The sequence below is a fragment of the Mesorhizobium sp. M1143 genome (assembly GCF_040318435.1).
Taxonomy (GTDB): domain Bacteria; phylum Pseudomonadota; class Alphaproteobacteria; order Rhizobiales; family Rhizobiaceae; genus Mesorhizobium.
Genome location: NZ_JAMYMJ010000008.1, coordinates 84,926 through 105,073, shown reverse-complemented (window position 1 = coordinate 105,073; position 20,148 = coordinate 84,926). Strand labels below are relative to the sequence as shown.

Genomic DNA, 20,148 nt, shown 5'->3' with positions numbered 1-20,148 from the left:
GGTGGCGGTGTCTCTCCAACGAAACGGTGCATTAGTCTCGCTGCTGGCAGAAGCGCCAGCCGATCCGGCGGATGGCGCGCGCTATATCGAGGCGCTCGGCCGCCTTTCGCAGGAACGGGAGCCGTTCGTGCTCCTGGTCGATATCCGCATCGAGATCGCGCTGAGCGACGCCCAGCGCAAGGCGCAAAACCTCTGGTACAAGGCGGAACGCGAGCAGCTCGAAAAAGCCTGCCGCGCCTGTGCGCTGGTGCGCCCCGCCGCCGACGAGAACATGCAGCGCGTCTGGCAAAGCCTGTTCGGCTTTCCAGTGCTCGTCACCCGCAGCCGGGCGGAGGCCGGCGCCTTCCTGAACGGTTACGCACCGAAGGACTATGTCAAATGAGCGCCGACGCAGACCGGCCGGCGCCCGCCGGGCTTTCGCGCCTGCGGCTTTTCGTCGTTCTCGCCTGCCTTTATCTGGCGCAGGCCATCCCGAGCTATCTGTTTGCCGCGGCGATCCCGCCGATCCTGCGCGAGCAGGGCGTGTCGCGCACCGCCATTGGCTTGATGGCGCTGCTGATGCTGCCGCTGGTGCTGAAATTCCTATGGGCGCCGCTGGTCGACCGCTTTCGGCCAATGGCCCGCGCCCATCGCGCCGGCTGGGTCATCATCACCCAGATCGGCGTCATCGCCGGCATCGCCGCCATGCTTTGGATCGAGCCGACCGATGTCGCCGGTATCTTTGCCGTCGGCCTTGTCGTGAGCCTGTTGATGTCGACCCAGGACATCGCCACCGACGGCTACGCGGCCAAATATCTCGACCCGAAGGACAGGCCGATCGGCAATGCGATCCAGGGCGGCGCCGTCGCGCTCGGCGTCGTTCTCGGCGGCACGCTCGGCCTGTTGGCTTATCATCATGCCGGCTGGCAAACCATGGTGGCCATGGTGGCCGCGCTGTCCATCATCCCGCTGGTCGCCGCCTTCGCCATGCGCGAGACCGATCCCGTCGCCAGCGCGCCGCAGGCGGCCATCGACCGCCCCTCGATCCTGCGCTTTCTGCGCCGGCCGGAGGCACGCCAGATCCTGTGGATCGCGCTCATCTACCGCGCCAGCGAGGGGCTGGTGAAGTCGATGGAAGGCTCCTATCTCGTCGATGCCGGCGTGCCGCTCGATATCATCGGTTATCTCTCGGGCGGTGCCGCGCTCACCGTCGGGCTCGGCGGCTCGGCGCTGGCGGCGTGGCTGCTGCACAACAGGGGCGCCGCCTCGGTGCTCGGCCTGCTCGGCGCGCTGCGAACCATCTGCTTCCTGATCTTCGCGCTGCACGCTTTCGGCGCTATCGCCGGCTTCTGGCCGATCTTCGGCGCCTCGTTCCTGCAGACGCTGGTGCGCTACATGGAGATCGTGGCGCTCTACAGCCTGTTCATGGCCGTGACGTCGTCGGACCAGCCGGGCACCGACTTCACCATCCTGTCCTGCGCCCAGCTTATCGTCTACCTCGTCGGCTCCATGCTTGCCGGGCGCCTCGCCGACATGCTCGGCTACTCCGCGCTGTTCACCCTGGCGACCGTGCTGTCGGGCATAGCCGTGGTGGCGACCTATCGCATGTTGAATGCCCATTTCGCCGATACCGCAAAGACCCAGCCAGGAACGCCGATGCCGCTGCCGAAGGTCGCCGAATGAGTGCGGGTTCGCTAGTGCTTATGAACCATGGCTGCAAGACCGGCTGCGGCCAGAGCCAGCGCCGCGCAGCCGGCCAGCGGCGCAAAGGGCCAGAGCGTGAAGGCGAAGCCGCCGGCCAATGCGCCGATGCTCTGGCCGAGCACATGGGTGCTGGTGAGCCAGCCGGCCGCCGCGCCCTGCTCGCCGGGCTCCAGGCGCTTCATCAGCCAGGCGGTGTAGCCGGGTGTAGCCAGGGCAATGCCGGCCGCCGCCACCACCAGAGACGCTGCCGAGGCAACATGGCTGGCCGTGACGGCCAGCGCCGTCATGCCGACGCAAACCATGAGACAGCCGACGACGACGCTGTTGCGCTCCGCCAGCCGCAGGCGCGCCATGAGCAGTCCCTGGACCAGAACCATGACGACGGCGACCAGCATCAGGGCCAGGCCGGTCAACGTCGTGGCCTGCGTCGCACCAAGGCCAAAACGCTGCTGGGTCATCGGGCCGAGCATCATCTGCACCTGTCCGAAGCCGAGCGTCAGGCACAAGCCCATCGCCAGGCAAGGCAGAGCGCGGCGATCGAAGGGCGATATTCCACGGCCGACGTCGGCCGCCCTGCCGTCGGTCCGTCCGCCGGCTTCCCCTTTGCCCGGCGCGAGCCACAGCAACAGCGGGCTGAACAGGAACAGGATGGGCGGCAGCAGCGGCGACAGGACGGCAGCCGTCGCCGCCAGCGCGCCGGCCAGCCGCCCCATGCTGACGCCGGCGCCAAGCAGTCCCAGCGCGGCCTGTCGCCTGTCATCGGCAACCGAGCGGCTGGCCCAGATCTGCGCCGTCGGCATGACGCCGGACGCGGCAAAACCGTACACGGTTCGCGAGAGCATCAGCAAAGCGATGCCGAGCGCGGCTCCCATGCCGGCTATCAGCAGCATGGCGAACACCGCCTGGCCGGCCAGCATGGCGAGGCCGAGCAAGCGCAGCAGCCTGGCATGGCCAAGCCGCTCGCCCATGCGACCCCACAGCGGCGAGCCGACCAGAAAGGCCGCCGCGCCGACAGCAGTTGCCGCGCCGATAGCAAACGTGTCGAGCCTCAGCCGCTCCATCACCAGGGGAACGAGCGATACGAAGGCCGACTGGCCGAAGCCGATTGCCGAGACCGCGATCGCCAGGCGGCGCAGAAGCGAAGATCGATTTTTCATACGGGTCGTCACAAGACCAAGCTTATTTCTTGTTCAGAATAGATAATCAACAGAAATGTTTAAAGACGACAACGTATAAATGCAATGCATGCAGTATATTATGATTTATGAGGATGCACATGGAACAAGTAAAACCAGAATCTTCCTCTGCATTAAGCCCGTTCCTCAACGCGTTGCTGCGGGAATGGGATGGCTGGGAATTCGTCGACGCCAGGCAAACCGGGCTGTTTCGGCCGCAGGCAGCCGTGCTGCGTCTGAATTTCCCTGCCTCGCGCGCGGCGGTGCTCGTCGAGGCGCGGCATCGCTCGAAGGTTGGTTACCACGATTTAGCGATGCCGCTCTGGCGCCTCGATATTAGTAACGACGGGGCCGATGGCGAAGCGACTGAGATCGACATTTTCAGCCTTTTGGCGCTGATCCTGGCGGATCCCGACATTGCCGGCCGGGCGACAGCGAAAAGCCGACTGACCTTCCTGCGCCGCAGCCTGGCCAGCATCGCCGCAATCGCTGACGCGACTGCGGCGCGTGGATCGTCGCGGCCCTTCTCCGAAGGCGATCCTGATTTCATCGATGCCGAAAGCGCCCTGCGTTTCGGCCACGCGGTGCACCCGGCGCCGATGAGCCGCGAAGAGTTCACGCAGACTGATTCCGAGCGCTTCGGGCATGAATACGGCAATGCGTTCAAATTGCGCTGGTGGGCCGTCGACCCGGCCATACTCACTGGGGGCAGCGTCGAGCCGCTAGATGTCAGCGAGATGGCCCGCGGGCTTGCCGTCAGCGATCCGCAGTTGCTCGCCCGTGCCGGCCAGCAGCAGGGCAAGGTTCTCGTTCCGATGCATCCGTGGCAGGCCGCGCGGCTCACGTTAGAAGACCGCGTCGAGAGCCTGTTCCGCGCTGGCCGCATTGTCGATCTTGGCCTCGGCGGACAAGCGTGGCGCGCCACGACCTCGCTGCGGACAATTCATTCAGCTGAAGCCGAGTGGATGCTGAAATTCTCGCTCAGCCTGCGCCTGACCAATTCCCGGCGCATCGTCGAGGAGCATGAGTGCCGGCGCGGCCTTTCGGTCCACCGGCTGGTCAAGGGCAAGCTTGGCGATGCCTTGCAGCGGCGCTGCCCGACCATGACGGTGCTGGGCGAGCCGGCCTGGTTCGGCTTGCGCGACGAAGACGGCCGGCTGATGACGGACACCATCGTCTCGCTCCGCGAAAACCCGTTTCGCGGCACGGGCAGTCCGCCGGCTGCCGTTCTCGGCGCGCTTTGCGAGCGCCATCCCGGCCGTACCGAAAGCCATCTGTCCGACCTGGTCCACCGTATCGCCCGCAACGAGAAGCGACCTGTCGAGGAAACGGCGCGTTTCTGGTTCGAGCGTTTCCTCGAAGCTGCCATCGTGCCGTTTATTGTGGCCTTCTCGGAATTCGGCCTGTTGTTCGGCGCCCACCAGCAAAACCTCGTCGTCGGCCTCGCGGGCGGCTGGCCGGATGCGCTCTATTTCCGCGACAGCCAGGGCACCGGTTATGTCGAGGAATTCCTGCCCAGGCTGCGCGAATTCCTGCCCGAGGCTGGTCAGGCGGGCGATCATGTCTTCCCAGCGGAAGCGGCCGCGAAGCTGTTCGGCTACTATCTGGTCGTCAATGGCGCTTTCGCCGCCGTCGCAGCCCTTGCCGCCGCTGGCCTCACCAACGAAGACGATCTGCTGGCGATATTCCGCCGCTCGCTCGAGCGGCTGGCCGCCACGCCGATGGCTGACCGGTCCTGCGTCGACTATTTGCTCAACGCGCCGACGCTTGCTGCCAAGGGCAATTTCCTGATCGCGCTGCGCGACATCAATGAGAACACCGAGGTGACCGACCCGCTGGCCGGTTACGTCGAGCTTCCCAACCCCCTGCATGTGAGAGAATACGCATGAACATCGAGGCTGCGAAAAACTGGTCACCCGCCACCGTCGCCGGCAACGAAGGATGGCAGCATCTGGCCTCGGCCGCGGAGCCGCTCGCCATCCGTGCCGGCGATGGCCATGTCAGCCTGGTCAACGCTGAGGGAACAGCGGTGGGACAGGCCCGCATCTCCATCGCGGATGGCCGCCTGCTCATCGATGACGTCGCGTTCACGGGAGGCCGTCTCGATCAGCCGCAGGTCCTGGCGGGCCTCGTTGACGCGGCACTGCGCCTGCATCCTACCTTCGACCGCGCCTTCCTGCCGGCGGCCAAGACGCTGTGGCCGGTTTCGGCGCTGGCTACCGAGACGGTTCCGGGTGAACCGGAACGCGCCGTCATCCATCGCTCGGTCCTGCGCCAGCTGCCGCTGCTGTGGCGCAGCCAGGCCTCGCATGTCACCTATCCGGCATTGATGACCGCTATCGGCCCGCAAGACCGGCTGCCGCCATTGCGCCAACCGCGCCCCTGCGGCCCGATGTACGAACGCTGGATTGCCGAGCTCGGTCTCACCGTGTCGTTGGGTCCGATCGATCGCCGGACCGATCTCGACCTCTTCCATCGCTGGATGAACGATGGCCGTGTCGCCTTCTTCTGGGAACTTGCCCAGAGCCATGAAGAGCTCGACAAATATCTCGCCGAGCAGGAAAGCGATCCGCACATCTTCGGCGTCATCGCCAGCTTCGATGGGGAGCCGACCGGCTATTTCGAGTTCTACTGGGCCAAGGAGGACCGGCTCGGGCCTTATTACGAGCCGCTCGACTGGGATCGCGGCTGGCATGGGCTGATCGGCAATACGCGCCATCTCGGCCGGCCGAAGACGCTGGCTCTGTTCCGTTCCGTCACCCACTATCTGTTCCTCGACGAGCCGCGCACGCAGCGCATCGTCGGCGAGCCACGCGCCGCGCACCAGAAGATGCTGAGCTATTGCGCCGACGCCGCCTACGACAAGGTCAAGGAGTTCGACTTCCCGCACAAGCGCGCGGCGCTGGTCTGCTGCGAACGCGAGCGCTTCTTCCGCGAGGTGCCGCTGTGACGGTGCAGCAACCGATTGCCAAAGCGGAGGAGGCGACACGCTGGGCTGCGATCAACCGCGACGCCGTCGCCAAGGCCATTTCCGAACTGACCTTCGAGGAGTGCCTGTCGCCCCGCGAGCTTTCGCCCGGCCGATGGAAACTGACGCCCGGCCCCGGCGTGACCTATCGCTTTGCCGCGACGCGGCGCCTGTGGGGTCAGATCGCCGTCCGTCCGGAGACGCTGACCCGCGATGCCGGCATCGAGCTGCCGGTCGACGATGCGGTCGCCTTCTTCGCCGACGCGCGCGAGACGCTCGGCATGTCGCCGGCAACATTCTGCACCTATGCGAAGGAGCTTTACAACACGCTGATGGCCGACATGCGGATCGCCAAAGCCCGCGGCAATCGACCGGCCGCCGATCTAGCCGCGCTGCCGGATACCGAGTTGCAGGCATTGCTCGACGGCCATCCGAAGGCGCCCGCCAACAAGGGACGGCTTGGCTGGGGACGGGACGACTTCGAGCGCTACGCGCCAGAATCGGCTGCCGCATTCCAGCTCTTCTGGCTTGCCGCCGCCAGCGATCGCTGCCTGCTGGCGCTTGACTGCGGGCTCGACGAAGAGGCGCTGCTGCAGGCCGCACTCGGCGACTACGAACGCGCAAGGCTCGAAGCGGCCTTCACTGCCGCCGGGGCCTCGCGATCGACGCATAGGCTGCTGCCGGTCCACCCCTGGCAGTGGCAGGCGATGATCGCCTCGCAATATGGTAGCGAGATCGCCGCCGGCCGGCTGGTGCCGCTTGGCCAGTTCGGCGACGCGTTCCTGCCCCTGCAGTCGCTGCGCACTCTTGCCAACGTGGCACGGCCCGAGGCGCTGCACGTCAAGCTGCCGCTGACCGTCCTCAACACCTCAGCGTGGCGCGGCGTGCCGGGCAAATACATGGCGATCGGCGCCGATCTGTCGCGCTGGCTGGCCACGGTGGCGGCCGCGGACCCGGTGCTCAAGGACGTCAAGGTGCTGAAGGAAGTCGCCGGCGCCTTCTATCCGCATCCGCACTATACCGGCGTTGAAGGCGCGCCCTATCAGTTTTGCGAGATGCTGGGCGCCATATGGCGCGAAAGCCCCGAAAAGGATCTGACAGCGGGCCAGCGGCCGATGATGATGGGCGCCCTGCCGCAGCGCGACGCCCATGGCAGGCCGATCGCCAGCGCCCTGATGGAGCAGTCCGGCCTTGGTCCGGAGGCATGGCTCGATCGCCTGTTCTCCACGGCCTTTGTGCCGCTCTACCACTTCATGTGCCGTTACGGCGTCGGCTTCATCGCCCATGGCCAGAACGTCACCATCATCCTCGACGGAGCGACGCCTCTCGGCGTGGCGGTCAAGGATTTCCAGGGCGACCTCGATCTCGTCGACCAGCCGTTTCCCGAACTGGCCGGCCTCGACCCCAAAATCCTGTCGACGCTGAAGCGCCGGCCGCCGGCACATCTTCTCCAGCATCTGCAAACGGGACACATCGTCAGCGTTCTGCGCTTCCTATCCGAGGCGCTGGCCGCCTATGACCGCTTCGACGAGAGGACTTTCTACGCCATCCTGGCCGCCGCCATCCGGCGCTACCAGGCGCAGAACCCTGAGCTGTCGGAACGGTTCGCGCTCTTCGATCTGTTTGCTCCGAAGATCCCACGCATCGCCATCAACAAGGTGCGCTTCGCCATCGGCTACGGCGACAGCGGCGAACGCCCTCTGCCCGACCTTGGCACACCGCTCGACAATCCGCTTAACCCCGAGTCAGCCCGGCGATCTCCCATCAGCCCAGCCAGCTCCATAAGGAGTTCGCCATGACCCATACGCTTGACCTCGCAGGCATCGGCATCGGGCCGTTCAATCTCAGCCTCGCCGCCCATCTCGATGCGGTGGACGGCGTCGAAGCGCGCTTCTTCGATCGGGCGACGCGGCTCGAATGGCACCCGGGCATGATGCTGCCGGGCGTCGAACTGCAGACATCCTTCCTCAAGGATCTCGTCACCGCGACGCATCCGACCAGCCCATGGTCGTTCATGTCCTATCTGGTCGCGCAGAAGCGGTTCTATGAATTCCTCAACGCGGATTTCTCAGCCATCCCGCGGCCGGAATTCGCCCGCTATCTCGGATGGGTCGGCGAGAACTTGTCTTCGCTGCGCTTCGCCAGCGCCGTCGACCGGATCGACTTCGACGGAACGAATTTCAGGCTGCGTATCGGCCGCGAGCAGGTGAACGCGCGCAATCTCGCCATTGCCGTCGGGCTGGTGCCCAACATCCCCGCCTGGGCGCGGGCGGCGGCCTCCGATCAATGCTTCCACAACGCCCAGGCCGCCAACCGCCTCGATCGCCTGAGCGGACAGCGTGTCGCCGTGATCGGCGGTGGCCAGAGCGGCGCCGAAGTGCTTCTGCATCTGATCTCCTCCGACCGCTTCGCCGGCCGCGAAATCGAGTGGATCTCGATGCGGCCGAATTTCCTGCCACTGGACGACTCGCCTTTCACCGACGAACTCTTCACGCCGGGCTATGTCGAAAGCTTCCATCGGCTGCCGCAAGGGCGGCGTGAGACGATCCTGGAACAGCAACTGCTTGCCGGTGACGGCGCATCGACGAGCACACTGAAGGCGATCTATCGCCAGCTTTACACGCTGCGGCACCTCTCGGAGGAAACGACGGCGGTCAACATGACGCCGCACCGCGAAGTGCTGAACGTGAGGCGGGAAGGCAGCGAATACCGGCTGATCATGCGCAACGGCTTCGACGGCGCCATCGAGACGCGCACCGTCGATGCGGTGGTTCTGGCCACCGGCTATGCCTTTGCCATTCCTGATTGCATGGCGCCGCTCATGAACAGGATCGCGCTGGACGAGCGCGGTCATTACAGGCTCAACGCCAGCTTCGAGGTCGAATGGGACGGGCCCGACGACCGCCGGATCTACGCGCTCAATGCCGGCCGGCTCAGCCATGGCATAGCCGAGCCGCAGCTCAGCCTGATGGCTTGGCGCAGCGCCAAGATCGTCAATTCGCTGCTCGGGCGGGCACAGTTCGATCTCGATCTGCCCGATCCGCCGGTTGCCTGGAGTTCAAGGCACACGATACAAAGCCTGCATCATCTCGGCGCCAATGCGAGGATGACCGAATCGGGCGCGCGGTGATGTTTGTGGAGGCGGGCCGAAGAGCGTGGTACGGCGCGCGTTAAGATTGACATCGACCCGTAAAGCTTTTCTGTGAGAGAGATCGTTCGGTCCTGCTGGAGGCTCAGCGCATGAAAACCCTTGGCCTTATCGGCGGCATGAGCTGGGAATCGACGGCGATCTATTATCGCCTGCTCAACGAGATCGTGCGCGTGCGGCTGAGCGGGCTGCATTCGGCAAAACTGTTGCTCTATTCCTTCGACTTCGCCGAAATCGCCGACCGGCAGCATCATGGCGACTGGGACAGTGCGGGCGTGCTGCTGGCGGATGCGGCGCGCAAGCTGGAGGCGGGCGGCGCCGAGGGTCTGCTGATCTGCACCAACACCATGCACAAGCTCGCCGACCGGGTGCAGGCGGCGGTGTCGATCCCGCTTATCCACATTGCCGACGCCACGGCCGTCGCGGTCAAGGGCGCCGGCGTCAAGCGGCCGGCGCTGCTGGCGACCCGCTTCACCATGGAGCAGGATTTCTACAAGGGCCGGCTGACGGAGAAATACGGGCTGCAGCCCGTGGTGCCGGACCAGGCCGGGCGCGACATGGTGCACCAGGTAATCTACGACGAGCTTTGCCGGGGCATCGTCAACGCGGCATCGAAGGCGGCCTATATCGACGAGGTCGCCCGTCTGCGGCGCGATGAGAAGATCGATGGCGTCATCATGGGCTGCACCGAGATCACCATGTTGATTGGCGAGCGCGATTTCGACATTCCGGTGTTCGACACCACGCGCATCCATGCCGAGGCGGCGGTCGCATTCATGCTGCCCTGAAGGGTCAAAACAAGGATCAGGGCTGGGCAGCCACGGCGACATTGCCGCTGCCGGCCACTTTCAGCTTCCATCGATCTGCTTCAGTGCCGGCCAGATTGAGGTGCCCGGTCAGGAAATAAAGGCGACCGGTGTCGGGGCCTTTGGCTGTGCAAAACCGGTCCTGCAGATAGGAGGGAGGCGTCGCCTGACAATACAGGTTGGCCACGATGCTGGCCGGACGCGCGCGCGGCCTAAACAGCCTTCCGCTCCTTCACGAATTGCGCGCCAAAACTGCCGCGCGCTTGACTTCTTTTTGCAGCGACATTCAATGCATCCGGCATTGCTGTGAGGGGATGAAAGCAAGATGGAATTCGCGTTTCCGTGGCCGACCAGCCAGGGCGAATGGCTGGCTTGGTCTAGCGCCGTCGTCACCTTGGCGCTCGGTCTGCTGTTTTTCCTCGCGCCAGGGCTGGCATTTCGGATTCTGCGGCTGCAGGTCCGGGCCGAAAGGGCAGCGGCAATCGCGGAAGGGCGCGGCCGGATGTCGGGCTTCTATCTCGGCGTCAGCCTGTGCTGCATTCTGTTGGCGCAGCCGTGGCTCTATATGGCACTCGGCTTTTCCTGGCTGTTCACCGCTTTTGGCCGTTTGCTGTCGATGATGTCGGACGGCGCCAACACGCCTTTCAACTGGGCGTCGATCGTCGTCGAACTCGTCCTGGCCGCGTTGCCGCTCGCCTTCGTCTTCGGCTTTCTGCCCTGAATCGGCAGCCAATCCAAAGGCTTCGGTTGAACTCTGCGGCCGGATGCGACAATAGTGCCCGAAAAGCATGCGGAACGACGCATTGCGGTCTTAAAATGCCTGTGCTAGACGGCAATCGACTTTCGGCCGGGGATAGCGGAAGCCGCGCCTCCGTGCTTGGAAAAACTTAGTAAGGTCAAAGATTTAGCCAGAGTTTTTGCTCGCGCCAACAATCTGCGGCCCCTCAGACAAGAGAAAAGACGGTCCGTGGCTCAATCGTCATCGCCAATCTCAGGTGTCGCAGAACGCTACGCGGGTTCGCTGTTCGAACTTGCGCGGCAGTCGAATTCGGTGGCCAAGGTCGAGGCCGACCTCAACAGTTTCGCCAAGATGCTGGATGACAGCGCCGACCTGACGCGCCTCATCAACAGCCCGGTGTTCTCCAGCGAGGACCAGGCCAAGGCAATCGCGTCGATCGCCGACAAGGCCGGCATCACCGGCCTGACCGGCAATTTCCTGCGCGTCGTCGCCCGCAACCGCCGGCTCTTCGCGGTGCCCGGCATGATCAAGGCATTTCGCCGGATCTCTGCCGAACAGCGCGGTGAGACATCAGCCGAGGTCACTTCGGCGCATGAACTGACGGCTGCCCAGCAGACGGAACTCAAGGCCGCGCTGAAAAGCGTCGCCGGCAAGGACGTGGCCATCACTGTTACCGTCGATCCGTCGCTGCTCGGCGGGCTGGTGGTCAAGATGGGCTCGCGCCAGATCGATACGTCGCTCAAAACCAAACTCAATTCGCTCAAGCTTGCACTGAAAGAGGTCGGCTGATGGACATCCGCGCCGCGGAAATTTCCGCAATTCTCAAAGACCAGATCAAGAATTTCGGCAAGGAGGCCGAGGTCTCCGAAGTCGGCCAGGTGCTGTCCGTCGGTGACGGTATCGCTCGCGTCTACGGCCTCGACAATGTCCAGGCCGGCGAAATGGTCGAGTTCCCCGGCGGCATCCGCGGCATGGCGCTCAACCTCGAAGCCGACAATGTCGGTGTCGTCATCTTCGGCGCCGACCGCGACATCAAGGAAGGCGACATCGTCAAGCGCACCGGCGCCATCGTCGATACGCCTGTCGGTATGGGCCTGCTCGGCCGCGTCGTCGACGCGCTCGGCAATCCGATCGACGGCAAGGGCCCGATCAAGGCGACCGAACGCAAGCGCGTCGACGTCAAGGCGCCAGGCATCATCCCGCGCAAGTCGGTCAACGAGCCGATGTCGACCGGCCTCAAGGCCATCGATGCGCTGATCCCCGTTGGCCGCGGCCAGCGCGAGCTGGTCATCGGCGATCGCCAGACCGGCAAGACCGCGATCATCCTCGACACGATGCTCAACCAGAAGGCCGTGCACGACAACGGGCCGGAAAAGGAAAAGCTCTACTGCGTCTACGTCGCCATCGGGCAGAAGCGCTCGACGGTCGCGCAGTTCGTGAAGGTTCTCGAAGAGCGCGGCGCCCTTGAATATTCGATCATCGTCGCCGCCACAGCTTCCGATCCGGCGCCGATGCAGTTCCTGGCGCCGTTCACCGGCGCCACCATGGGCGAATATTTCCGCGACAACGGCATGCATGCGCTGATCAGCTATGACGATCTGTCGAAGCAGGCCGTCGCCTATCGCCAGATGTCGCTCTTGCTGCGCCGCCCGCCGGGTCGCGAAGCCTATCCGGGCGACGTGTTCTACCTGCATTCGCGCCTGCTCGAGCGCGCCGCCAAGCTCAACGACGATCTGGGTGGCGGTTCGCTGACCGCGCTGCCGATCATCGAGACGCAGGCCAACGACGTGTCGGCCTACATCCCGACCAACGTGATCTCGATCACCGACGGCCAGATCTTCCTCGAAACCAACCTGTTCTTCCAGGGCATCCGTCCGGCGGTCAACGTCGGCCTGTCGGTGTCGCGCGTCGGTTCGTCGGCGCAGATCAAGGCGATGAAGCAGGTCGCCGGCTCTATCAAGGGCGAGCTCGCGCAGTACCGCGAAATGGCTGCGTTCGCGCAGTTCGGCTCCGATCTCGACGCCGCCACGCAGCGCCTGCTCAACCGCGGCTCGCGCCTGACCGAACTTCTGAAGCAGCCGCAGTTCTCGCCGCTCAAGGTCGAGGAGCAGGTCACGGTGATCTTCGCCGGCGTCAACGGCTATCTCGACAAGCTTGCGCTGAACCAGGTCGGCAAGTTCGAGCACGGCCTGCTCAGCCATATGCGCTCGGCCGGCAAGGACGTGCTGGACGGCATCCGCAAGGAAAAGGCGCTGTCAGACGATCTGCGCGCCAAGCTGAAGGCCGAGATCGACGCCTTCGCCAAGACCTTCGCTTGAGAAGAAGCCGGACGCTCGGGATCAGGTTTGAAGCATGCCTTCATTAAAAGACCTTCGTAACCGTATCGCCTCGGTCAAGGCGACGCAGAAGATCACCAAGGCGATGCAGATGGTCGCCGCGGCGAAGCTGCGTCGCGCGCAGGAAGCAGCGGAGGCGGCGCGTCCCTATTCCGAGCGGATGGGTGCAGTGCTGGCCAATATCACGCAGGCGATCGGCGGCGGCGGCGATGCCCCGGCGCTGATGACCGGCACCGGCAAGGACGATGTGCATCTGCTCGTCGTCTGCACCGCCGAGCGCGGCCTGTGCGGCGGCTTCAACTCGCAGATCGCACGTCTGGCCCGCGACCATATCCGCCGGCTTCTGGCCGACGGCAAGCAGGTCAAGATCATCTGCGTCGGCAAGAAGGGTTTCGACATTCTGCGCCGAGACTATGCCTCGCTGATTATCGACCGCGTCGACCTGCGCGATGTCAAGAAGCTCGGCTTCGTCAATGCCGATGCGATCGCCCGTAAGATCATCCATCTGTTCGGCGAAGGCGGCTTCGATATCTGCACGCTGTTTTATTCGCAGTTCAAGTCGGTGATCAGCCAGATTCCGACCGCGCAGCAGATCATTCCTGCCGGCGTGGCTTCCGCTCCCGCCGAAGCGACCGCGGGTGGCAATGCCGTCTACGAATACGAGCCGGAGCCGGGCGAGATCCTCACCGACCTCATTCCGCGCAACATCTCGGTCCAGGTCTTCCGCGCGCTGCTCGAAAACGCAGCCGGCGAGATGGGCGCCAAAATGAGCGCCATGGACAATGCAACGCGCAATGCCGGCGACATGATCAACAAACTGTCGATCACCTATAACCGCCAGCGGCAGGCGCAGATCACCAAGGAACTGATCGAAATCATTTCGGGCGCCGAAGCGCTCTAGGCGCGACCGCCAGGAGGTCATCGACCTTCTGATGGAGCGTGAGAAACAAAGGACGAGAAGGGTAAAGACGATGGCGAAAGCAGCGACCCCCGCGAAGACGGCCCCCAAGGCGGCCGCAAAGGCTCCGGCAGCAGCGGCGAAGGCCGCTCCGGCCAAGAAGGCGGCCGCGCCCGCCAAGGCCGCGGCCCCGGCAGTGAAGACGACGAGCGTTGCCGTCAAGAAGACCGGCGCCATCGGCAAGGTTCGCCAGGTCATCGGCGCCGTCGTCGACGTGCAGTTCGGCGATCATCTGCCGGCCATTTTGAACGCCATCGAAACCTCCAATGTCGGCAACCGCCTGGTGCTCGAAGTTGCCCAGCATCTGGGCGAAAACACCGTGCGCTGTATCGCCATGGATTCCACCGAAGGCCTGGTTCGCGGCCAGGACGTCTATGACACCGGCGCGCCGATCACCGTTCCGGTCGGCCCGGGCATGCTCGGCCGCATCATCAACGTCATCGGCGAGCCGGTCGACGAAGAAGGCCCGGTCGACGGCATCGAGATGCGCGCCATCCACCAGCCGGCGCCTACCTATGTCGAACAGTCGACGGAAGCGCAGATCCTGATCACTGGCATCAAGGTGCTCGACCTTCTGGCGCCCTACGCCCGCGGAGGCAAGATCGGCCTGTTCGGCGGCGCCGGCGTCGGCAAGACGGTTCTGATCCAGGAGCTGATCAACAACGTCGCCAAGGCGCATGGCGGCTTCTCGGTCTTCGCCGGCGTCGGCGAGCGCACCCGCGAGGGCAACGATCTTTATCACGAGTTCATCGAGTCCGGCGTCAACAAGAAGGGCGGCGGCGAAGGCTCCAAGGCGGCACTGGTCTATGGCCAGATGAACGAGCCGCCGGGCGCGCGTGCCCGCGTCGGCCTGACCGGCCTGACGGTCGCCGAATATTTCCGCGACCAGGGCCAGGACGTGCTGTTCTTCGTCGACAACATCTTCCGCTTCACGCAGGCCGGTTCTGAAGTGTCGGCGCTGCTCGGCCGTATTCCTTCGGCCGTGGGTTACCAGCCAACGCTGGCCACCGACATGGGTGCGCTGCAGGAACGCATCACCACAACGACCAAGGGTTCGATCACTTCGGTGCAGGCGATCTACGTGCCGGCCGACGATTTGACAGACCCGGCGCCTGCGACCTCGTTCGCCCACCTGGACGCGACGACCGTGCTCAACCGCGCGATCTCGGAAAAGGGCATCTACCCCGCCGTCGATCCGCTCGACTCGACCTCGCGCATGCTCGATCCGCTGGTTGTCGGCGAGGAGCACTATGCCGTCGCCCGCCAGGTGCAGTCGATCCTCCAGCGCTATAAGTCGCTGCAGGACATTATCGCCATCCTTGGCATGGATGAGCTTTCGGAAGAGGACAAGCAGACGGTGGCCCGCGCCCGCAAGATCGAGCGCTTCCTGTCGCAGCCGTTCTTCGTCGCCGAAGTGTTTACGGGTGCGCCGGGCAAGCTGGTCGACCTCGCCGACACAATCAAGGGCTTCAAGGGCCTCTGCAACGGCGACTACGATCACCTGCCGGAAGCCGCCTTCTACATGGTCGGCGGCATCGACGAAGCGGTCGAGAAGGCTCAGCGCCTGGCGGCTGAAGCAGCGTAATCAAGGCAATAGGGAGTGGTCAGTAGTCAGTAGTGAATAGCGGCCGGGTGATCAGGACAGCTGTCCTCTCCCTACTCCCTACTCACTATTCCCTACTCACTAAATTGACATGGCTGAAGCTTTCAAGTTCGAACTGGTCTCGCCGGAGCGCCTCCTGGTTTCCGAGCAGGTCGAGTCCGTCGTCATTCCAGGCGCCGAAGGTGAAATGACAGTCATGGCGCACCATGCGCCAGTCATGACCACGATCAAGCCGGGCGTCGTCACGCTGAAGACCGCCGGCGGCAAGGAAGAACGCTATGTGGTGTTCGGCGGCTTTGCCGACATCGTCCCTGCCGGCTGCACGCTGCTCGCCGAATCGGCGGTCGCCGTCGGCGATATCGACCGCGCCGATCTCGCCCGCCGCATCCAGGAAGCCAAGGAAGACGCCGCCGACGCCAAGGACGACCAGAGCCGCAGCAAGGCGGAGCAGTTCCTTAGCCAGCTTACCACGCTCGAAGGCGCGCTGCTGCCGGCGTAAGCCGCAGAATGATTGGACGTGATCCGAGGGGTCATGGTCGGGCAAAGGTATGAAACAGGCCGGGCTTAAGCCCGGCTTTTTGTATCCGGGCGACGTCAGGTCACCTGGTCTTTCCCGGTATACCCAGTGCCGCGAGCGCAAGCACGATCCCGCCTTGCAGGATATGCTCGCGATGGGCGGCGACCAGTTCGATCAGCGTCTGCCGCTCGGGCTTGCCGCTGGCGAAGCCGGCCCAGTCGAACACCGCCGCTACTCGTTCCAGCATCCGTCGTTCGTCGAGCGCCGCCAGCGCCGCGTCGAGCGGATCGGTAAAGTGGGCTTCCGGCAGGTCCTTGCCGCGCGCCTCGCAGGCGGCGATCCAGGCGGCGATCACCAGCGTCAGATGCTCCGGGACCAGGCCGGCCTGGATGCACTCGATGGCGGTAGCGACAATGCGCTGCGGCAATTTCTGGCTGCCGTCATTGGCGATCTGCGCGGTGCGGTGGGCCAGCGCGGTGTTGGAGAAACGTTCGGCAAGTTCGGCCGTATAGGCTGACGTGTCGAGCCCGGCATCCCCAGGCAATGTCGGGATGGCCTCGGCCCAGAGCCGGTCGACGAACGCGCGGATCGCGGGATCCGCGAAGGCGCGGTCGACGGTGACGTGGCCGCTGAGCAGGCCGATATAGGCGATGCCCGAATGGGCGCCGTTGAGCAGCCGAAGCTTCATGTCCTCGAACGGCCGGACATCCTCGACCATGGTGACGCCGAATTTCTCCCAGGCCGGCCGTCCGGCTGGAAACCTGTCCTCAATCACCCATTGCCGGAATGGCTCGGTCATCACCGGCCAGGCGTCCTCGAGGCCGAGTTCGACCGCGATGCGCGCCCGGTCGGCATCGGCGGTTGCCGGCACGATGCGGTCGACCATGCTCGATGGGAATGCAACGTCATCGGCTATATGACCGGCGAGGGCAGCGTCGCCTGAAGCAGCAGCGCCGGCATCGCGCAGTTTTGCAAACCCGACCAGCAGCCGGTGCAGCGTGGCGCCATTGGCCGGCAGGTTGTCGCAGCAAAGCACGGTGAAGGGCGGCGTGCCGGCGGCCCGGCGTCGCACCAGCGCTTCCGCCAGGAATCCATGCGCTGTCCTGGGAGATCCGGGATTGCCCAGATCGTGGACGATATCGGGATGGTTTTCGTCGAGGCTGCCGTCGGCGGCCCTGAGATAGGCCTTTTCGGTGATGGTCAGGGTGACGATGCGGGTGCGCGGGTCGGTCAGCGCGGCCAGCACCGCGCCGGGGTCTTCCGGCGCGACCAGCATCAACTGGATCGAGCCGATAATGTGCAGCGCTTCGCCATCGCTGCCGCGCACCGCCAGCGTGTAGAGCCCGTCCTGTGGCGTCAGCGCATCGCGCGTGTCGGGGCTGCGCAGCGAGACGCCGACAATGCCCCAGCCGGTCTCGCCGGCCGCTAGGCAGTCATCGACATAGGCGGCCTGATGGGCACGGTGGAAGGCTCCAACGCCGAGATGGACGATGCCTGGGGCGACACTGGCGCGATCATAGGCGGGGACGGCGACCGAGGCCGGCAAGGATTGCACTGTTGCGTTGGAAAGGCGTCTGCTGGTCATGGCGCGGCTTGTCGCTGGATGGTGTGCGGGGCGGGATCTGCTAGCGGCGTAACATCCGCTCTTCCGCCGCACAATGACCTGACGCCGGTTAAAAGTCATCATACAACAATCCAGTTTTTGTATGTTGACATTATTTCTTTCCAATCCTACCGATATCGCCCTTGGGAGGAACGACGTGGCGGGACTGACCGATCCGGATCTGCTTTTTGCCGCCGAAGGGCGCGCGCTGTCGATCGCGCGCGATCTCCATGCCGGCATCAAGGACCTGCCGATCATCAGCCCGCACGGCCACACCGATCCGCGTTGGTATGCGCTCAACGAGCCATTCCCCGATCCCGCGCAATTGCTGGTGGTGCCCGACCACTACATTTTCCGTATGCTGTTCAGCCAGGGCGTGCGGCTGGAAGATCTCGGCGTCCCGACCCTCGACGGCTCGCCGGTCGAGACCGATCCCAGGGCGATCTGGCGGCGCTTCGCCGAGCACTATTACCTCTTCCGCGGCACGCCGACGCGGTTGTGGCTCGACCATGTGCTCGAGCATCTGTTCGGCATCGAAGAGCCGCTCAACGCCAGCACCGCTAGCCGCCATTACGACACCATCGCGGCGCTTTTGCAGCGCGACGATTATCGCCCACGCGCGCTGTTCGAGCGCTTCAACATCGAGGTCATCGCGACGACCGAGGGCGCACTCGACGATCTCCAATGGCACAAGACGATCCGCGACAGCGGCTGGCAGGGCCGCGTCATCACTGCCTACAGGCCGGATGCTGTCGTCGATCCCGACTTCGAAGGATTTTCGGCCAATCTCGATCGTCTGGGCGAGATCACCGGCTGCGACACCGGCACATGGGCCGGCTATCTCGACGCGCATCGCAATCGCCGCGCTTTCTTCAAAAGCTTCGGCGCAACCTCATCGGACCACGGCCATCCGACGGCCGAGACCGCCAATCTTTCCGATGCGGCGGCGGAAGAGCTGTTCAACCGCATCCGCCGCGGCTCGGACGACGAGCGCGAGCGCAAGCTGTTTCGCGCCCAGATGCTGACCGAAATGGCCAAGATGAGCCGCGACGACGGGCTGGTCATGCAGATCCATCCCGGCTCATGGCGCAACCACTCGCCTGGTGTTTTCCAAAAATTCGGCCGCGACAAAGGCTTCGATATTCCGACCCGCACCGACTATGCCGCGGCGCTCAAACCCTTGCTCGACTGCGTCGGGCTGGAGCGCGACCTCTCCATCATCCTGTTCACGCTGGACGAGACCAGCTACGCGCGCGAACTGGCGCCGCTGGCCGGCGTCTATCCGGCGTTGAAGCTCGGGCCGGCCTGGTGGTTCCACGACAGTCCGGAAGGCATGCGCCGGTTCCGCGAGATGACCACCGAGACCGCCGGCTTCTACAACACCGTCGGCTTCAACGATGACACCCGTGCCTTTCCGTCGATTCCCGCCCGTCACGATGTGGCGCGCCGGGTTGACTGCGCCTTTCTCGCCCGTCTCGTCGCCGAGCACCGGCTGCGTGAGGACGAGGCGCATGAGCTGGCGCGGGAGCTTGCCTACACGCTTGCCAAGAAGGCGTACCGGCTGTGAGCCGGGCGCGTGGAATTTTAAAAGGGAGGAAGACAGTCATGTTGCATTTTTCAAAACTGGTGGCAGCCACATTCGCCTTCGGCTCGCTGATGATCGGCGTTGCCGGCGCCCAGACCGTACTGCGCTCGGCCGACACCCATCCGGACGGGTATCCGACTGTCGAGGCGGTCAAATATCTCGGCGAGCTCATCAAGGAGCGCACCGCCGGCCGCTATTCGGTCGAGGTCTATCATTCGGCGCAGCTCGGCGAGGAAAAGGACACGATCGAGCAGACGCAGACCGGTGTCATCGATCTGAACCGCGTCTCGATGGGTCCGTTCAACGGCATCGTGCCGGAAACCGCCGTGCCGTCGCTGCCCTACATGTTCCGTTCGGTCGAGCACATGCGCCATGTCATGGACGGGCCGATCGGCGACGAGATCCTCAAGGCCTTCGAGACGCATGATCTGGTCGGCCTTGCCTTCTACGATTCCGGCGCCCGTTCCTTCTACAACACCAAGAAGGACATCACCTCGATCGCCGATCTGAAAGGCATGAAGTTCCGCGTCATCCAGTCCGACGTGTTCGTCGATATGGTCAACGCGCTTGGCGCAAATGCCACGCCGATGGCGTATGGCGAGGTCTATTCGGCGCTCGAAACCGGTGTCATCGACGGCGCCGAGAACAACTGGCCCAGCTTCGAATCCGCCAAGCACTACGAAGTCGCCAAGCACTATACCGTCGACCAGCACCAGATCGTGCCGGAAGTGCTGGTGATGTCGAAATCGAGCTGGGACAGACTGACGCCGGAAGACCAGGCGATCGTCAAGCAGGCGGCCAAGGATAGCGTCGTCAAGATGCGCGAATTGTGGGACGCGCAGGAGAAGAAGTCGCGAGAGATCGTCGAGAAGGCCGGCGTCAAGGTCAGCGAGATCGACAAGCAGCCGCTGATCGATGCGATGAAGCCGGTCTACGACAAGTATCTGAAGACGCCGGAGCTCAAGGACCTCGCGACCCGCATCCAGGCGACCAAGTGATTTTCTGGCGGGGCGGCATGGCGCCGCCC

Annotated in this window: 18 protein-coding genes; 15 read left to right on the top strand and 3 right to left on the bottom strand. The window is 64.4% G+C overall.

What is annotated here, in order from left to right; translation table 11 throughout:
- Positions 1–7 precede the first annotated feature (7 nt).
- Complete coding sequence (locus tag NKH35_RS09245; protein WP_155923829.1) at positions 8–382, top strand: hypothetical protein; 375 nt, start codon at positions 8–10, stop codon at positions 380–382.
- Positions 379–1,662, top strand: a complete 1,284-nt coding sequence (locus NKH35_RS09240) for a RhtX/FptX family siderophore transporter (RefSeq protein ID WP_352914231.1) — start codon at positions 379–381, stop codon at positions 1,660–1,662. The genes NKH35_RS09245 and NKH35_RS09240 overlap by 4 nt, the downstream gene beginning before the upstream one ends.
- An 11-nt stretch (positions 1,663–1,673) precedes the next feature.
- On the opposite strand, the gene NKH35_RS09235 is transcribed toward NKH35_RS09240, so the two are convergent.
- The gene (locus tag NKH35_RS09235) at positions 1,674–2,840 is read right to left on the bottom strand and encodes an MFS transporter (RefSeq protein WP_023732968.1); all 1,167 of its coding nucleotides are present in this window, start codon (positions 2,838–2,840) and stop codon (positions 1,674–1,676) included.
- A 119-nt stretch (positions 2,841–2,959) separates the two neighbouring features.
- On the opposite strand from NKH35_RS09235, the gene NKH35_RS09230 reads away from it, so the two are divergent.
- From NKH35_RS09230 to NKH35_RS09210, 5 genes are all read left to right on the top strand, one after another.
- The gene (locus NKH35_RS09230) at positions 2,960–4,747 is read left to right on the top strand and encodes an IucA/IucC family protein (protein WP_352914230.1); all 1,788 of its coding nucleotides are present in this window, start codon (positions 2,960–2,962) and stop codon (positions 4,745–4,747) included.
- On the top strand, positions 4,744–5,808 hold the full coding sequence (locus NKH35_RS09225; protein ID WP_031262005.1) for a GNAT family N-acetyltransferase: 1,065 nt from the start codon (positions 4,744–4,746) through the stop codon (positions 5,806–5,808). The genes NKH35_RS09230 and NKH35_RS09225 overlap by 4 nt, the downstream gene beginning before the upstream one ends.
- A gap of 2 nt (positions 5,809–5,810) precedes the next feature.
- Positions 5,811–7,625, top strand: coding sequence for an IucA/IucC family protein (locus NKH35_RS09220; RefSeq protein ID WP_352914227.1), 1,815 nt, complete (start codon positions 5,811–5,813; stop codon positions 7,623–7,625).
- A complete protein-coding gene (locus tag NKH35_RS09215) occupies positions 7,622–8,956 on the top strand; it encodes a lysine N(6)-hydroxylase/L-ornithine N(5)-oxygenase family protein (RefSeq protein ID WP_023732972.1) in 1,335 nt (444 codons plus the stop codon). Before NKH35_RS09220 ends, NKH35_RS09215 begins: the two co-directional genes overlap by 4 nt.
- A 110-nt stretch (positions 8,957–9,066) precedes the next feature.
- Positions 9,067–9,762, top strand: coding sequence for an aspartate/glutamate racemase family protein (locus NKH35_RS09210; RefSeq protein WP_023709271.1), 696 nt, complete (start codon positions 9,067–9,069; stop codon positions 9,760–9,762).
- 16 nt (positions 9,763–9,778) lie between these two features.
- Here the strand turns inward: NKH35_RS09210 and NKH35_RS09205 are convergent, their stop codons facing one another.
- Positions 9,779–9,967: a hypothetical protein gene (locus tag NKH35_RS09205; protein ID WP_023693181.1), complete on the bottom strand. Its 189-nt coding sequence runs from the start codon at positions 9,965–9,967 to the stop codon at positions 9,779–9,781.
- Between the two features lie 138 nt (positions 9,968–10,105).
- Here NKH35_RS09205 and NKH35_RS09200 point away from each other — a divergent pair, with 138 nt between their 5' ends.
- From NKH35_RS09200 to NKH35_RS09175, 6 genes are all read left to right on the top strand, one after another.
- Positions 10,106–10,501 (top strand): AGROH133_08824 family phage infection protein, encoded by a 396-nt coding sequence (locus NKH35_RS09200; RefSeq protein WP_023688886.1) that lies wholly within the window; start codon positions 10,106–10,108, stop codon positions 10,499–10,501.
- Positions 10,502–10,747: 246 nt separating this feature from the next.
- Positions 10,748–11,308, top strand: coding sequence for a F0F1 ATP synthase subunit delta (locus NKH35_RS09195; protein WP_023732973.1), 561 nt, complete (start codon positions 10,748–10,750; stop codon positions 11,306–11,308).
- The gene (gene atpA, locus NKH35_RS09190; RefSeq protein ID WP_023684101.1) at positions 11,308–12,837 is read left to right on the top strand and encodes a F0F1 ATP synthase subunit alpha; all 1,530 of its coding nucleotides are present in this window, start codon (positions 11,308–11,310) and stop codon (positions 12,835–12,837) included. Before NKH35_RS09195 ends, atpA begins: the two co-directional genes overlap by 1 nt.
- 34 nt (positions 12,838–12,871) lie before the next feature.
- On the top strand, positions 12,872–13,756 hold the full coding sequence (locus NKH35_RS09185; protein ID WP_023668672.1) for a F0F1 ATP synthase subunit gamma: 885 nt from the start codon (positions 12,872–12,874) through the stop codon (positions 13,754–13,756).
- A 70-nt stretch (positions 13,757–13,826) separates the two neighbouring features.
- A complete protein-coding gene (gene atpD, locus NKH35_RS09180; protein WP_023698224.1) occupies positions 13,827–15,398 on the top strand; it encodes a F0F1 ATP synthase subunit beta in 1,572 nt (523 codons plus the stop codon).
- Between the two features lie 109 nt (positions 15,399–15,507).
- Entirely contained in the window at positions 15,508–15,915 is a 408-nt protein-coding gene (locus NKH35_RS09175) for a F0F1 ATP synthase subunit epsilon (RefSeq protein ID WP_023668674.1), read from the top strand.
- A 100-nt stretch (positions 15,916–16,015) separates the two neighbouring features.
- Here NKH35_RS09175 and NKH35_RS09170 read toward each other — a convergent pair whose 3' ends face one another.
- Positions 16,016–17,518 (bottom strand): mannitol dehydrogenase family protein, encoded by a 1,503-nt coding sequence (locus NKH35_RS09170; RefSeq protein ID WP_352914226.1) that lies wholly within the window; start codon positions 17,516–17,518, stop codon positions 16,016–16,018.
- Between the two features lie 175 nt (positions 17,519–17,693).
- Between NKH35_RS09170 and uxaC the strand changes: the two genes are divergently transcribed.
- Both uxaC and NKH35_RS09160 read left to right on the top strand, forming a co-directional pair.
- A complete protein-coding gene (gene uxaC, locus NKH35_RS09165; protein ID WP_352914224.1) occupies positions 17,694–19,103 on the top strand; it encodes a glucuronate isomerase in 1,410 nt (469 codons plus the stop codon).
- Positions 19,104–19,141: 38 nt separating this feature from the next.
- Positions 19,142–20,119, top strand: coding sequence for a TRAP transporter substrate-binding protein (locus tag NKH35_RS09160; protein ID WP_023668677.1), 978 nt, complete (start codon positions 19,142–19,144; stop codon positions 20,117–20,119).
- Positions 20,120–20,148: the final 29 nt, after the last annotated feature.